The sequence below is a fragment of the uncultured Alistipes sp. genome (assembly GCF_902388705.1).
Taxonomy (GTDB): Bacteria; Bacteroidota; Bacteroidia; order Bacteroidales; family Rikenellaceae; genus Alistipes.
The window spans coordinates 139,890-156,349 of record NZ_CABMQJ010000003.1 but is presented as its reverse complement, the minus strand read 5'-3'; the positions used below and the strand labels follow the sequence as shown (position 1 = coordinate 156,349).

7 protein-coding genes are annotated in these 16,460 nt (G+C 61.9%); 6 read left to right on the top strand and 1 reads right to left on the bottom strand.

The annotated features are described in order from the left end of the window. Window positions 1–83: 83 nt before the first annotated feature. The 6 genes from QZT71_RS02140 to QZT71_RS02115 all read left to right on the top strand — a co-directional run bounded on the left by QZT71_RS02140 (window position 84) and on the right by QZT71_RS02115 (window position 14,577). Window positions 84–3,353 (top strand): glycoside hydrolase family 2 TIM barrel-domain containing protein, encoded by a 3,270-nt coding sequence (locus QZT71_RS02140; RefSeq protein WP_295911758.1) that lies wholly within the window; start codon window positions 84–86, stop codon window positions 3,351–3,353. 3 nt (window positions 3,354–3,356) lie between these two features. Then, window positions 3,357–5,366, top strand: a complete 2,010-nt coding sequence (locus tag QZT71_RS02135; RefSeq protein WP_295911756.1) for a beta-galactosidase trimerization domain-containing protein — start codon at window positions 3,357–3,359, stop codon at window positions 5,364–5,366. 45 nt (window positions 5,367–5,411) lie between these two features. Next, window positions 5,412–9,464, top strand: coding sequence for a two-component regulator propeller domain-containing protein (locus QZT71_RS02130; protein WP_295911752.1), 4,053 nt, complete (start codon window positions 5,412–5,414; stop codon window positions 9,462–9,464). Between the two features lie 223 nt (window positions 9,465–9,687). Beyond that, a complete protein-coding gene (locus tag QZT71_RS02125; protein WP_295911749.1) occupies window positions 9,688–10,410 on the top strand; it encodes a hypothetical protein in 723 nt (240 codons plus the stop codon). Between the two features lie 18 nt (window positions 10,411–10,428). Next, window positions 10,429–12,690 carry a hypothetical protein gene (locus QZT71_RS02120; RefSeq protein WP_295911745.1) on the top strand — a complete coding sequence of 754 codons (2,262 nt, stop codon included), beginning with the start codon at window positions 10,429–10,431 and terminating at the stop codon, window positions 12,688–12,690. Between the two features lie 84 nt (window positions 12,691–12,774). Beyond that, window positions 12,775–14,577, top strand: coding sequence for a hypothetical protein (locus QZT71_RS02115; RefSeq protein WP_295911742.1), 1,803 nt, complete (start codon window positions 12,775–12,777; stop codon window positions 14,575–14,577). A gap of 168 nt (window positions 14,578–14,745) precedes the next feature. Here the strand turns inward: QZT71_RS02115 and QZT71_RS02110 are convergent, their stop codons facing one another. After that, the gene (locus QZT71_RS02110) at window positions 14,746–16,368 is read right to left on the bottom strand and encodes a DUF6377 domain-containing protein (RefSeq protein WP_295911739.1); all 1,623 of its coding nucleotides are present in this window, start codon (window positions 16,366–16,368) and stop codon (window positions 14,746–14,748) included. Window positions 16,369–16,460: the final 92 nt, after the last annotated feature.

Here is a 16,460-nt window from a genome sequence, read left to right as displayed (position 1 = left end):
GTTAATTTTTGATAAATCCGTGCAAATCCGGAGAAGGGAGTATTCCTATATTTGTTCCATTGAAAACTCACCTTACCCGAACTATGAAACGACTTACGGCAACCCTCCTGTGCACGCTGGCATACTGCGCAGCAACAGCCGCCGAGGGGTGGAACGCCCCGGCCGACCAGCACGTCAACGCATTGCGCCGACTGCCCGCCCGGGCCACCTCCTACTCCTACAGAACCCCGCAGGACGCGCTGGCGGGAAACCGCATGCAGTCACGGATAATGATGCTCGACGGCACCTGGAAATTCCGCTTCGCGGAAGACGCCGCCCAAAGCCCCGAAGGATTCTGGCGGCCGGATGCCGACCTCGCGGGGTGGGACGAAACAGTGGTTCCCTCGTGCTGGGAAATGCAGGGCTACGGGTATCCGATATACACCAACATCCCCTATCCGTTCGAGTTCAGGCCGCCGCTGATCACCCGCGACAACCCGACGGGATGCTACGTCCGCCGGTTCACCGTGCCCGCTGACTGGGAAGGCGACCGGGTGGTGCTGCATTTCGGAGGCGTGTACTCGGGCTACTACGTCTGGGTGAACGGCACCCTGGCGGGATATGCCGAGGACAGCTGCCTGCCCGGCGAATTCGACGTCACCGGCCTGCTGCGACCGGGTGAAAACACGCTCGCCGTGAAGGTTTTCAAATGGACGGACGGCAGTTACCTCGAAGACGCCGACCACTGGCGCATGGCGGGCATCCACCGCGAAGTCTACCTCGCCGCAAAACCCGACGCGGCAATCGGCGACTTCGGGGTGCGGACGCTCTTCGACGGCGACATGCGCGACGCGCTGTTGCAGATACGCCCCTCAATCGATTTGCGCGAAGGCACCCCCACGGCGGGATGGCACCTCCGGGCGCAGCTCTACGCTCCCGACGGAACGCCCGAAGGGCGCGAGATGGAACTGCCGATCGAAGAGCTCCTGTCGGAAGCGTACCCGCAGCGCGACAACGTCTACTACGCACTGCTGGAGCAACGCATCGCAGCGCCCGAAAAATGGAGCGCCGAGAATCCCGCACTCTACACCCTCGTACTGACCCTGTGCAACGACGCGGGGCAGGTCGCCGAATCGCGCAGCTGCAAGGTCGGGTTCCGCGACGTCCGGCTCCGCGGACGCGAGATGCTGGTCAACGGCGTCCCCGTGAAGCTCTACGGCGTGAACCGCCACGACCACGACCCGTATACGGGAAAGACCGTCACCCGCGAGTCGATGGAGCGGGACGTGAGGCTGATGAAACAACTGAATTTCAATTCCGTGCGCACGTCGCACTACCCCAACGACCCCTATTTTTACGAACTGTGCGACCGCTACGGCCTGTACGTCATCGACGAAGCCAACATCGAGAGCCACGGCTCGGGCGGACGGCTCTCGAACGACCCGGAATGGGCCGCCCCGTTCCTGGAGCGTGTGAGCCGGATGGTCGTCCGCGACCGCAACCATCCCTCCATCGTCATGTGGTCGCTGGGCAACGAATCGGGCTGCGGCCCGGCACACGCGGCGGCAGCCGCTTGGGCCAGGGATTACGACCCTACGCGCCTGATTCACTACGAAGGGGCGCAGGGACAACCCATGAGCCCGCTTTACGTACCCCTGAAACGCACCTCGGCCGCCGTATTCACGAGTGCGGCACCCGCCGAGGGACAGCCCGCCGCCCCGCAACAGCCGCAGGACGGCGGCAATCCGACCGACCCCGCCTACGTGGATATCGTGAGCCGCATGTATCCCACGGTCGCCGAGTTGGAGCGCATGGCGCTCAACCCGCGAATCGACCGCCCCGTGCTGATGTGCGAATACGCCCACTCGATGGGCAACTCGACCGGCGGGCTGAACGACTACTGGGCAGTCATCCGCAGCCATGCCGGGCTGCTGGGCGGCCATATCTGGGACTGGGTGGAACAGGGACTGGTGAAAAAAGACGCCCGCGGGCGCACCTACTGGGGTTACGGCGGGGACTTCGAACCGGCGGGGGAACATAACGACGCGGCGTTCTGCTGCAACGGCATCGTCAACCCCGACCGCACCTTGAAACCTGCGGCCCTGGAGTGCAAGTACGTCTTCCAGCCCGTCGGGTTCGCGGCAGACGACCTCTCGGCGGGAAAAATCGTCGTTCACAACCGCAATTTCTTCTCCCCGACCGACCGCTACGACTTCACCTGGGAAATATCGACCGACAAAGGCGTATTGCAGCGCGGCAGTTTCGACGTGCCGCCGACGCCCGCGGGCGGGAGCGCCCGAATCACGATTGGCATCCGCCCCTTCGAACCCGAACCCGGCGCCGAGTACCTGCTCCGCGTGCAGGCCCGGGAAAACAGGGCGACACCCTATGCCGAAGCCGGGCATGTGGCCGCGGAAGAGCAGTTCGTACTGCCTTTCCATAAAAAGCCCGTACACAAACCCGCCAAAGGCAAAACCACCGTATCGCAGCAAGCACGACGTATCGTACTGGAGGCAGCCGGCAGCCGTGCGGAAATCGACCGCAGCAGCGGCTACGTCGTTTCCTACACGGTACGCGGGCAGGCACTGGTGTGCGACACCCTGCGGCCCAACTTCTGGCGGGCCTCGACCGACAACGACTGGCGCGGATGGCGCATCGGAAATACCGCAGGCTGCTGGAAAGAGATGCCCGACAGGTTACGTACCCTGTCCGTGCATGTGGACGAAGCCGCCGGAAGGGTATCCGTCGAAAAGGCAGTTCCGGACAGTATACGGCTGACGCTGGTTTACACGCTCGACGGCGCCGGGGCCCTGGCCGTGGAATACGACCTGCAAATCGGCGAAAGGATGCCGGAACCGCTGCGCGTCGGGCTCCAGACCCGCGTTCCCGACACACTGGAAAAGATGGCCTACTTCGGCAAGGGGCCCCAGGAAAACTATTCCGACCGCTCGTGCGGCGCCTGGCTCGGCCTCTACCGGGGCACTCCCGAAGCGTTCATGCACGATTATATCACCCCGCAGGAAAACGGCAACCGCTGCGGCGTGCGCTGGTTCACGCTCACGGCACGCAACGGCCGCGGCATCCAGGTGGTCGGGGACAAACCGCTGGGCATGTCCGTATGGGACTGCACGCAGGAGGCGCTCGACCGGGCCCGCCACAGCACCGAAGTGGAAAAACTCCCCGATGCGCTGACGGTGAACATCGACTGCGCACAGGCCGGGGTCGGGGGAACCGACACCTGGAGCCTGAACGCACGCCCCTCGCAGCAGTACCGGCTGCTCGACAAACGCTATGCATACCGATTCACGCTCCTTCCCTGCAACAACGAGCCCGAGGCCATCCGCAACGGCCGGCGGCTGTCCAACAAACCATAAACCATGAGAAAACTGATTCTGCTGCTGGCCCTGGGCTTCCTGTGCCGGCCCCTCTATCCACAACGAACCGATTATCCGCAAATCGGCGCGCAGGTATTCATCGAACCGGGGCAGACCGACGGGGAAATCGACGAATTCTTCGGCATCCTCGCCCGGCACGGGTTCGAAACGGCCCGCATCCGGATGTTCGGGGCGCACATGCTGCGTCCGGACGGCTCGTGGGATTTCTCGCTCTACGACAAGGCGTTCGACGCCGCTGCAAAACACGGCGTGAAGCTCTTCGCCACGCTCTTTCCGCCGACCGACGAACTGGGCGACGTGGGCGGGTTCAAATATCCCCGCTCGAAAGCCCACCTAAAGCAAATCGCCGACTATATCAAAGCCGTCGTGAGTCATTTCAGGGAGCATCCCGCCCTCGACACCTGGGTATTGCAGAACGAACCGGGAACCGGAGGGGCAGGCCCCGGTCGAAACGACCTGACCGACGAGGTTTTCGCACGCTGGAAAGCCGCGCAGAAGGCTCCGGCCTACGACAACGGCTACCTGAAAGCCGACTTTACGCAAGAGCGGTTCCACACCGACTTCACCACATGGTACCTGCAATGGATTGCCTCGCAGGTCGATTCCCACGACCGCACACACCACAAGCATATCAACCCGCACCAACTCCTGGACAACCTCGCAGATTACGATTTCCCGGCCTACGAAGGGTTCCTCACCTCGCTGGGCGTATCGATGCATTTGAGTTGGCATTTCGGCTATTTCACCCGGGCGCAATACCCGTTGGGGATTTCGCTCATGGCCGACATCGTCCGGGCCGGAGCCGGGAAAAACCCGTTCTGGATTACCGAAATGCAGGGCGGCAACGTCACGGCCAGCGGCAAGGAGGTGCTCTGCCCCACGGCACAGGAAATCACGCAATGGCTCTGGACAGGCATCGCCGCGGGCGCCGAAGGAATCATCTTCTGGACGCTGAACCAGCGGGCTTCGGCACTCGAAGCGGGCGAATGGGGCATGCTCGACTTCCAGCGCCGCCCCAGCGACCGGCTGACGGCCGCGGCGGAAGTGGCGCGCACGGCAAAGGCCTGCAGAAAGTTCTTCCGGGACGCCGAACCCGTGCGGAGCGGCATCACGCTGCTTTACAACGTCGAGTCGCTCCGCACCCAGCGAAAGAACGCCGCGGCGGCGGGCGACGATTGCCTTGAAGGCCGCAAGGCCAGCGCCACCATGAAATCGCTGGCGGGAGCCTACGAAGCCGTCGCCGCCTGGGGCGTGGTGCCCGAGGTGTGCGAAATGGGCGCCTACGACTGGAGCGACCCGCAGGGGAAGACGGTCGTACTGCCGAATCTGGTGGCGCTGCCTTCGAAGTACTGGCAACAGCTCGGGAAGTTCGTCCGCGAAGGCGGCCGCCTGATCGTAACGGGGCTTACGGGCTTCTACGACGAGAACATGCACTGCATCCTGATGGACGATTTCCCGCTGCGCGAGTGCCTGGGTGCACAAATCAGCGAGTACAAGGCCGTAGCGCCCTATTTCACAATCGGATGCGACGTCCCCGCCGCCACCCTGCCCGTACATATGTGGAAAGGGATACTCCGCCCCGACAAGGCGCAGGCAATCGCCACGGACGGCGGCGAGGTGGTCGGCACCCGCCACCGCTACGGTAAGGGCGAGGCCGTATGGCTCCCCTCGCTGCTCGAACTGGGCGGCTGGCACGCCGACAACAAAGGGGTCGTGGATTTCTACGGCACCTGCTGCCGCGGGCAGATCGACCGCGCCCCGATGCACTTCTCCCGCCCGGCGGACGGGGTGCTGATGCGCCTGATGGAATCCCCCTCGCAGCGGCTGGCCGTACTAATCAACAAACGCACGGAACCCGCCGAGGTGGAGCTCTCGGAACCGCTGCCCGCTTCGGCACGGCGATTGTGCGGGGAGGCCGTGCCAGCGGGAGCCGTCGTCCGGCTGGCAGCCGAAGAGTGTGCGGTTTTCCTGTGGAACAAACAGGCGAAATGATGTAAAAAAAAGGTATATTTGTAGTGACATCCTAAAAAACGACCGATGAAACATCTTGCGACCGGATTGTTGCTGCTCTGCTGGCTGCCGCTGTGGGGGCAGGTCACGAACCTCCATTTCACCAACCTCTCGATCGACGCGGGGCTGTCGGACAAAATGGTTTTCGCCGTGGCACAGGACAGTACGGGGCTGATGTGGTTCGGAACGGCCGAAGGGCTCAACCGCTACGACGGCTACAATTTCGAAACCTTCCGCTACAATCCCGGAGATTCGACGTCGGTCAGCGCCTCGTTCATCAACTGCATACACCTCACACGCACGGGCAGGCTGTGGGTCGGCACCGAAAAAGGGCTCGACCTCTACGACCCCGCGACGGAGAGTTTCGTGAAATACCACGCGGACAACGACTCGCTGCGGCTGCTGAACAACCTGCGCATCCGCTGCATCCACGACGACCCGCAAGGGGTGATGTGGGTCGGAACGCTCGAAGGATTGATCCGCCTCGACCTCCAGAAGCGCTATATCAACTATTTCGTACTGGTGCCCGATGCATTCGACCGGATGGCCAACGAAATCCGCAGCATCTGCGCCGACCGGCACGGGATGCTGTGGCTCGGCACCTTCGACGGACTCTACCGCTTCAACCCGGCGGACAACAGCTTCGTCCGCTACGAAACCCGGAGCCGGAAACTGCCCAACGACACCTACAACAACCTGGTGAATGCGCTGTACATTCCGGAGAACACCCCCGACCTGTTGTACGTCGGAAGCTCCAGCGGACTGGTCGTCCTCGATATCCGGCATCCCGAGCAGCCGCTCGCCACCCTGCGCGAGGAAGACGGCAAACTCACGGACAACGACGTAAAGAGCATAATCAGCTATGACGACACGCACCTGCTGCTGGCAACGGCCGACGGGCTCACGCTCTACGACACCCGCAGCGGGCAGGCCAGCGCCTATTACAGTTCGCTGCTCGATCCGACGTCGCTGCCCAACAATTCGCTGCGCACGCTTTTCCGCGACCGGCAGAACATCATCTGGCTCGGCACCGACAGCGGACTGGCGAAACTCGATTTGAAACGCAAGAAAATCGACTGTGTCCGCCTGACCAACGGCAGGCAGGGGGCCGAACGCAAAGTCATCGTCAACGACCTGCTCGGAACGCCCGACCACAGCCTGTGGATTACCACGAACGAAGGCGTCCTGCGGTACGACAGCACCCGCCGCAACCCCGGATACACCCGCTACATGGCCGACAGGGGCGTTTCGCACAGCATCGCCAAACGGCTCGTACGCGACAGCCACGGCACCCTGTGGCTGGGCACCAACGACGGAATCGACTATTACGACGCCGCGCGCGACCGCTTCGTACGCGCCGAGCATCCGAACCGGAACTTCTCGCTCAAGTACATCTACGACATCAAGGAGGACGCCGACCACGACATCGTGACCAACATCAGCAGCGGCCTGTGCTTCATCACCCCGCACTACCGCCCCGACGGCGGCATTTCGCACCTGAGCTACAAGACCCGGCTGATCAGCGACATCATCAAGTCGGACAACTGCGACATCGGGTATTTCGACGTGGACGGCAAGGGGGACATCTGGTTCGCGGCCACGCAGGAAGGGCTGTTCAAGTACGAAAAACGCAACGACCGCTTCGTACAATACAAGGTGCGCACGAACGATCCACACAGCCTGATAAGCAACCGCATCTACACCATCCATGTCGACGGCGACGGGAACGTGTGGACGGGCACCGACCGGGGACTCTGCAAACTCGACCCCGCGACGGGGCTGTTCGAGCGTTTCGACAACGACCTCGACCTCTCGCAGTCGATACGCACGGTCACGTCGGACAACCGCGGCCGCATCTGGGCCGCCACGACCAACAAACTCATCATGTACGACCCGGTGCGGAAAAACAAAATCGTCTGCGACCTCAACCGGGACTTGAGAATCGACGAACTGATTTACAACAGTTTCTTCATCGACCCGCAAGGTTACATCTACATGGGCGGCGACGGGGGTTACATCCGCTACCACCCAGACGCAATCCTGCTCAACGAAGACAAATCGCCGACCGTGATCACCTCGTTCAGCCTGTGGAACAAGGAGGTGCGCCCCGGACACCGAATCGGCAAACGCATCGTACTGCCGCGCTCGATCCTGTACAGCGACGGGCTGCGGCTGCGCCACAACGAAAACTCGTTCCGCTTCTACTTCTCGCTGCTCAACTTCGCATCCTCGGACAACAAGTACGCCTACCGGCTGGAGGGATACGACAAGGAGTGGCAGATGACGGGCGGCATGCAGAATTACGCCGCCTATTCGAACCTCTCGCCGGGCAGGTACCTCTTCAAGGTCAAGGGCTGCAACTCGGACGGCATATGGAGCGACCGCACGGCACGCATCGAGGTGCACATCCTGCCGCCCTGGTGGTTGAGCTGGTGGGCATACACGATTTACACGGCGCTCATCATCGCGGTGGTAATCATCGCCTACAACCTGACGCTCACCAAAATGAAACTCCTCTCGGAACTCCGGCTCGAAAAACTCGAACGCATGAAGACGGAGGAGCTGAACCAGGTGAAAATGCGTTTCTTCACGAACGTATCGCACGAATTCAAGACCCCGCTGTCGCTGATTCTGGGCCCCATCGAAAGCCTCGGGGAGCAGATTCAGGACAAGCGCCAGCTCGAACAGCTCGCGCTGATGCGGCAGAACGGCGAGCGGCTGCTGCGGCTGATCGACCAAATCATGGATCTGCGCAAATTCGACAACGGGAAGATGAAACTCAACCCCAGCACGGGCGAATTCGTTTCCTTCGTGCGCGTGATCTACGATTCATTCGCCTACCAGGCGCAACGCCGGGGAATCGACTACGATTTCGAGTCCTCCGAAACCGAGCTCACCTTCCAGTTCGACAGCGACAAAGTCGAAAAGGTGCTGTACAACCTGCTCTCCAACGCCTTCAAGTTCACGCCCGACAACGGGCATATCGGCGTAACGGTTTCGCTGCGCCGCAGCGACGACGGGCGGTTTGCCGCAGTCGAGGTGTCGGACACCGGAATAGGCGTCACGGAAGCCGACCGGGAACACATCTTCGAGCGGTTCTACCAGGGCAGCAACCCGTCGTTCGAATCGATCCGCGGCACGGGCATCGGGCTGATGCTGGCAAAGGATTTCGTCGAGCTGCACGGCGGCACGCTCACCCTCGAAAGCGCCCCGGGCAAAGGCAGCACTTTCACGTTCACGCTCCCGGTCGACCCGGCGGAAGCGCCGTCCGCCGGCAGGGCGGCGGAAAGGCAGCCCGGAGCGGAGTCCGCCGAGCGCAACCCGAAGGTGCTCATCGTCGAGGACAACGAGGACATGCGGAATTTCCTGCGCATAAACCTCGAAGAGCAGTACGAAATATACACGGCGCACGACGGGGACGACGGCTGGGAGCAAATCCGCAACATCTACCCCGACCTGGTAATCAGCGACGTCATGATGCCCGGGGTGGACGGCTTCGAACTGTGCCGCCGCAGCAAGGCCGATTTGCTCACGTGCCACATCCCGTTCCTGCTGCTCACGGCCAAGGGCGACGAGGAGAACCGCGCCGAGGGATATTCGGCCGGCGCAGACGGATATATCGCCAAGCCGTTCAGCATCAAGACGCTGCGCACACGGGTCAACTCGCTCATCGAGCAGCGCATCAAATTGCGCGAACGCTACCGGCAGAAGTTGCTCACCGACCCTTCGGAAATCCCGATCGAATCGGAGAACGACAAATTCATCAACACGCTGGTCAAGGCCATCGAGCAGAATATCGACAACTCGGAATTCGGCATACAGGAACTGTGCGAGATTTCACGTTACTCCTACCAGCAGGTTTACCGCAAGGTCAAGGCGCTGACCGGGGAGTCGATCAACGAATTCATCCGCACCGTACGGCTCAAGCGGGCGGCGCAGTACCTGGCCCAGAGCGACACCCGCATCTCGGAAATCATGTACAGCGTGGGGTTCAACTCCCACTCCTATTTCACCAAATGCTTCCGCGAGCACTTCGGGCTTTCGCCCAAGGAATACGCCGAGAAATACCGCAGGAAATAGAGCAGCCCCGAACGGACGGGGAAGCGGCCGGACACCTATCCGGCCGCTTTTTCGTATCCCCCGCCTGCCCGGAACAAAGACGGCAGGCCTTTGCGGCCGCGCAGGAAGGGTAAATGGCGGAAACGTAATAGTATTTGATAATTCCGGGATAATTTAAGTCGCCGGGGCGGACTATTTTTGTTATACCGCACAACCGGAGAAGACAACCTAAACCCGATAAACTATGAAACAACTCTTACTCTTTTGTGCCGTTGCGGCACTCCTTGCCGGAACCTCCTGCTCGGAACAGCAAACGCTCGATACGGGCACACCCGTCCGGCTCCGCATCGCGGGAATCGGCACCGGAAGCCGCGCCGCGGCGAACTATGCGGCGGACGACTACTTCGGGATTCCGGGGCTGGGCGAAGCCTCGGTAACCGTTAAAGCCCGGACGGCGACCTACGCCTATGCGGACAATACGCTGGCAGGAGCCACGCAGGACGACGTGCTCTACTTCCCCGTGGACGGGAGCGCCCTGTCCACCGTCAGGGTAAGCTGGCCGGCAGAAGCGGCGCGGCAGGCCCAGGGCGGAACCGTGGCCAAAGACCAGCAGACGAAGGAGGCATTCCTCGCCGCGGACTGGCTTTCGGCCGAGCTGAAAGATGTCGACCCGGCGCAGGCCGTTCCCCTGACGCTGGGACACGAACGGCCGAAACTCACATTCACGCTCGTCGGCACGATGTCGGGCAGCAAAATCACGTCGCTCTGCGTGGCAGGATACGACGCCTATTGCGACACGCAGACAGGCGACGCACAGTTGATTATGCTGCCTGGGGATACGGAAATCGCCCCCGAGACCATCGGCACCGTCACAATCGGCGGGCAGGAGCGTCCCCGGAACTTCGTCATCAAGACGATGCCGGCCCTGACAGCCGGGCAAAACCACACGATCGAAATCAACTTCTAATCTATTAAAGCGCATATCATGAAACGACATATCCTCTATCTGGCCATGCTCGCGCTGGGCACGGCAGCGACAGGATGCTCCGACGACGACACTGCAAAGAACGGCCGGCCGGAGCCTACGACGGTGGAAAGCATCTCCATCCGCACCCGAATGGCCGAGGTTTCACGCGCCGAGGCCGGCGACGACGACCCCACGATGGGCCCGGCATCGACCCGCGCGGGACATACGATGTCGGTGACGCTCGGCAGCGGCAGCGACCGCATGCAGGCCACATATAAATACGACGGCGGGAAATGGGTGCCGGACGGGGACGCGGTGGTATTCCCCGACAACAAGCGCCAGCCCGTAGGAATCACCCTCAAAAAGGAGGGCGCAGCCATACAGGACGGCACGGCGCAGGGACTCGTCGACGCCGACCAGCTGGCTTGGGACAACCCCGCCCAGGTACCGCTGCGGGAGATGGACAACGTCCCGATGAGGCACCTGAAAACCATGGTGGAATTCGAAATGGGAACGATTGCGGCCACGGCGCTCACGGTGGACGGAATAAAGGCTTACCATGTCGCAAACGGCAACAAATGGCAGGCAATCATCGAACCGTCGACACCCCGGTTTACGGTTTCGGTTACGGTCAACGGGGCCGTCAGCACCACGGAGGTGAGCGCAGCGGCATCCCCCACCGACGGAGTGTTCCTCGCCGATTACCGTTACACGGTACCGCTGGTGCTCAACGGCAGCAAACTGACGCTGGGAACCATCGGCGTGGGCAGTTGGGCCGAAGGTGCCGGAGGAACGGCCCAGGGCATGACCCCGACGCATTACCGGCTCGAGGGGCTTGAAAACCGCACCGTCGAGGTTTACCTGGCCGGGTCGGACAGCCCGACGGAAATCACGCTCGACGCAGGGGGCGAGGCCCTGGAACAGGCCGGGGTTCCGGTCGGCACCATCGCAAGAATCGTCTGCGACGGCATGGAATACGAAATCGGACGCGAGGAGAGCAGTGAAATCAGCCTCCGAATCGTCGACGGGAAAGTCGCTTTCCGCGATGCGGACGACAACGGCTTCATCCCCGTCAACACAATCGCCGAACTGAAGATGATCGACCTCGACGACGCCAGCCGCGGGAACAAATACCTCCAGCAGGGCAATATCGACCTGCTCGACGCCGAGTGGACGCCCATTTCGAAACTGAACGGCATCTACGACGGCGGCAACTTTACCGTCAGCCGCCTCAAGGTGTCGCTCGGAAACGGTAACGCCGGGCTCTTCGCCGCGAATGCGGGGACCATCCGGAACGTGGTGATCGCCTCGGCCAGCGCACTCAAGGGGCAGTGGCATGCGGGCATGGTCTGCGGAGAGAACACCGGAACAATCGAGCGGTGCACCAACCGCGCTTCGGTGACCGACGGCGGCAGCAACACGCTGGGCGGCATCTGCGGGTATAACAACAACGGCACCATCTCGGAATGTCTGAACACGGGCACGCTGACCATCGACGCCACCGTACCGTCGGACGGCACGGGCGGCATCGCCGGCTACTGCGGCAAGGGAACGATCAGCGGCTGCGGCAACGCGGGCGGCATCGGCGGCAAACCCAGCAAAACGGGCGGTATCACGGGGCAGGCCGACGGATGTGAAATCGCCGACTGCTACAACACGGGCGACCTCATCCTGCCGTGGGGCGCAGGCGACAATAACGGCGGAATCGCGGGACTCACATACAACGCCACGCTCATCACGCGCTGCTACAACACGGGCACCGTTATCGTCGAAGGGTCGCAGGCCGGAGGCATCTGCGGGCAGCTCAACAGCGGGGCGACGATCAGCTCGTGCTACAATGCGGGCAAGGTAGGCGCCAAATGGAACTCGGGCGGCATTGCGGGCCAGAGCACCAGTGCGGAGATCATCGCCTGCCACAACGACGGGCTGATCGAGTGCCAGACCTCGGGCTGGGCCGGGGCAGGCGGCATCTGCGGATTCCACAAGGGAACCATCACGGCCTGCTACCACATCGGACAGGTGAAGGGCGACAGCGCCATCGGCGCCATCGTCGGCGAGCACAACTCCGGCAGCATCTCCTACTGTTACTGGAACGGCGACCTGGACGGCATCCCGGCCGGCGGGGGCGGCAGCCAGACCGGCAATGCGAAGTTCGGCGCCGCATGGCCCCAGCCCTCGACGCACCAGGCATGGCGAACCACGGCCGACGCCCCGGACGCCTACTGGCGCACGCTGGGCAACTCGGGCGGCGGATACCCCAAACTCGCCTGGGAAAAATAACACGGCCGCAGAACCCCGTCCGGCCAAAGGACGGGGTTGGGCCGCATTTGAATTATCTTTGAAAACCGAATAAAAACCAAACTCATGATCAAGACGCGCTTTATCGTTGCAATAGGTCTGTTGATGACCCTGGCCTGCTGTTCCAACTCCGGAACGGACGAAACGCCCGACCCCAACCCGCCGACGCCCCCGACTCCGCCCGCGACGGGGGATTACGTATCCGTGCAGAACGGAAAATTATATGCGCCCGAAGGCGGAGAATTAGCGCTCTGGGGCGTCAACTTCCAGCCCTGTTTGAGCTGGGAATACAACGACCGGCTCAAAAGACGCGGGATTCCGGAAACGGCCGAAGCGCTCAAACGCGTGGCCGAGAACAACCTCGAAGAGGTGGCCAAACTCAAGGTTTCGGTCATCCGCTGCCACCTGACCCCGGCCGACTTCACCGACGCCGAAGGCAACCTGGTCGAAACGCCCTACCTGGACGTATTGGACTACATGGTCGCCAAAGCCGCCGAACAGGGCATTTACGTCACGCTCGCATTCATCAACCACATGGGCAACGGTTACGTACCCAATTCGGTATTCATGACCGCCACCCGCCAGGAATGGGTGCATGACAAGGAGGTCGTGCGGAAATCGAAAAACTACATCCGCCAGCTGCTCGCGCGCAAAAACAGCTATTCGGGGACGACCTATGCGGCAGAGAAGCACATCGCCCTGTGGGAGCTGATCAACGAACCCGATGCCTTCAGCTATACCGACATACAGACCAAACCGGCCCTCTACGCCGATTTCCAGGCCTGGGCGGCCGGCAACGGGCGGCAGGACAACGACGTTTCGTATGCACTCTTCCGGGAGGAACTCATCCGGGACTACATCGACGGCATGCACGACCTCATACGGGCGGCCGGAGCGCAGCAGCCCGTCGTCTGGAGCCACAACTGGCACCGTTACCGCAACGGCAATTCCGATATTTTCAAAGGCGCCCTCGCCTCGAAGGCCGAAGCCGTGGCCTGCTGCAACTACCCCGGGCAGGATCTCGTGTCGCAGGACTACTGGAACAATCCCAAGGACCTCACTTCGCAGGATTATTCGGGTTGGTTCAACCAGTATTTCGACGACGTGAACGGCTACGGGTGGATGACGCTTCCCGAATACGCCGGCAAGGCCAAGGCGGTCTACGAATTCGAAACCTTCTTCAACCAGAGCGCATACCTCTACCCCATTCAGGCACAGTATTTCCGGGCGCTGGGCGTGCAGTGCGCCTCGATGTGGACGTACACCATGCAGGAATACGCCCCCTATCACAGCGGGTCGCATTTCTTAAGCCTCACCTGCACGCCGAAAAAAGCGGCCAGCTTCATCGTCGCCGGCGAGATATACAAATCCACCCCGGCGGGACAGATGTACGACCGGCTGGTCAACGAGCAGCTGGGCAGCAACTTCGCCATCTCGAAAAGCCGCGACGTGAGCATCTTCTCCTCGCCGGAAAAGTTCTACCATTCGGGCGACGTGACGCAATGGTGCCCGCTGAACGTCAGCGACGGGGTTAAAAGCATCGCCGGCACAGGCAGTTCGTCGCTGGTGACCTACACCGGGACGGGCATCTACTTCATCGACGAGCGGGACGGCGAGCTGTTCGTCACGCTGGAGCCCAACCACCGGTGGCTCTCGGAGCCGTGGAACAGCCGTGTCCAGGGCACGGTCAGCGCGCTCGACTACGACACGCCGAACACCATGAGCATCCGGCTCAAGGCCTGGAAAGAGGGCAAATACACGCTCTACCGCCTCGCAAACGGCAAGCGGCAGAAAGCAGGCGTGCTCGACGGCCTCGACGGGATGTCGCTCGCCCCCGGCGATTATGTGATCGTACGCGGGGAACACTAAAACTCCGGGCTTTTGCCGGGCTTCCGACAGGGATATGACGGAAGCCCGGCAACGCTCCGGAAAAAACCGGCAGCGCTCCGGGGAAAGATTCTGCAGCATACCGGGAAATGCCCGGCAGAGGCCAGGCAAAAAAGCCGGCGTTACCATTCGGCAAGGCGGCCAAACCCGTCAGAGGCCGATATGCCTGATTCGGTTCTCGAAATCGCCGCGCGATCCGAGGGCCGAATTACGGAGTTTGGTGCGGTAGGTATAGACCGTCGCCGAGGCGCAGTTCAGGAAACTGGCGATACGGCCGCTGTCGGTGATGCCCAGACGCATGACGGCCAAAATACGCAGCTCGGTGGGAAGCGCCCCGTCGGTGCGGACGGGAAAACGCGCCGGCTCCTCGAGCAGTTCGTTGACACGCTCCACGAAGTCGGGGAAAATGCCGAGGAACGTTTCGTCGAAGATGCGGTAGAAGTCGCGGTAGTCCCGGTCGACGTCCGAGGGCGAGCGCAGTTTGCGCATCAGGGCCTCCGTGCCGTCGGTTTTCGCGGTTTTCCGCAGTTCGAGCCGGTATTCGTCGACCCGGCCGATGTAATGCGTCGCAAGGTACATGTAGCGGAACACGTAGCTGTCCTTGATTTTGTTGGCGTCGCGCAGGCGGTCGTTCACGGCGCGGAACTGTTCGTTGCGTTCGTGCAGCCGTCCGTTGACCTCGTAAATAAGGGCGGTGTTGCGCCTCAACCGCCGGTGCTGGCGCAGCGTGTGGAACAGCAGCAGGGCGATGACCACCAGCAACAGCAGGAAGACGCTGACCATGACCGTCAGGATGCGGCTGCGGGAATTGATGCTGTAAACGACGGCCTGGTTGATGATCATCTCGGCCTGGCTCGAGTGGAAAATCCGGGTGTTGTAATTGCACGCGAGCATGTCGGCGACCGTACACTGGATATAGCGCGCCGCCCGTTCCATGTCTTTATCCTCGAACATCATCAGGGCCAGCTCGTACAGCGAAAGGTACTCCCGGACGGGGGTTTTCAAATCGTTGATCGCGGCACGGGCGAGCCAGTACTTACGCTGTTCGCGATCGCCGAGGGACTCGTACACATTGGCGATGTTATAGGCCACGCGGGCCAGCGTCCGGGAGCTCTGCGCAGGATCGTAGAGCGGCAGCAGCACGCCGAGCGCCTCGTCGTAGCGCTGCTGCGACATCAAATCGATGGCCAGCAGCCGCTGGCGCGTGACATACGAATGCCCGCCGAAGCCGATGCGCGTGCGCCGTATCCGGGCGAGCGTATCGGCATAGGCCCTGCTGCGCACTTCGGAGGTATTCTGCGAGGCGAGGCGGCCGTAAACGACCATCTGCTGGGTGTAGTAACTCGCCCGCATCCGCCTGGTGATGCCCGCGGTATCGAGCGAGCGGATGCGGTCGTAGGCATCCTCGATGTTATTGCGGCCGATCAGCACGGAAACATCGCAGGTGGTGGACAAAAATCTCATATCCCGGCTCCCGGTACGCCGGGCAAGGTCGTACATCAGGGCGACGTAACGCGCGGCGGTGTCGATGTTGTAGGTGATATAGGCGTCGAAAAGCCGGTTCGCGGTCTGCCAGCGCAGCGTATCGTCGCCGGCGTCCCGCAGCGCCCGGCGGAGCGAATCGGCGCGGTGGTTGAAGCGTCCCCTGTAAATGGGTTTGTTTTCGATGGTGCGGTCCAGTTCGGCCAGCAGCACCTCCGTTTCCCCCTTGTGGCAGGCACAGAGCGCAACGAGGCAGAAGGCAAAAGCGATATACGGAAGGCAATTTTTCATCGGCTCGGGTTTACGCACAAACATACGAAAAAAAGACGAATCCCGCACCGTCGCCCGGCGGGGATTCGTCGTATAAACGGGCTACGGGTGCG

What these genes read in the sequence shown, in the direction of transcription:
- QZT71_RS02140 (WP_295911758.1), top strand. Translation starts at nt 84, where the DNA reads ATGAAACGACTTACGGCAACCCTCCTGTGCACGCTGGCATACTGCGCA.
- QZT71_RS02135 (WP_295911756.1), top strand. Translation starts at nt 3,357, where the DNA reads ATGAGAAAACTGATTCTGCTGCTGGCCCTGGGCTTCCTGTGCCGGCCC.
- QZT71_RS02130 (WP_295911752.1), top strand. Translation starts at nt 5,412, where the DNA reads ATGAAACATCTTGCGACCGGATTGTTGCTGCTCTGCTGGCTGCCGCTG.
- QZT71_RS02125 (WP_295911749.1), top strand. Translation starts at nt 9,688, where the DNA reads ATGAAACAACTCTTACTCTTTTGTGCCGTTGCGGCACTCCTTGCCGGA.
- QZT71_RS02120 (WP_295911745.1), top strand. Translation starts at nt 10,429, where the DNA reads ATGAAACGACATATCCTCTATCTGGCCATGCTCGCGCTGGGCACGGCA.
- QZT71_RS02115 (WP_295911742.1), top strand. Translation starts at nt 12,775, where the DNA reads ATGATCAAGACGCGCTTTATCGTTGCAATAGGTCTGTTGATGACCCTG.
- QZT71_RS02110 (WP_295911739.1), bottom strand. Translation starts at nt 16,368, where the DNA reads ATGAAAAATTGCCTTCCGTATATCGCTTTTGCCTTCTGCCTCGTTGCG.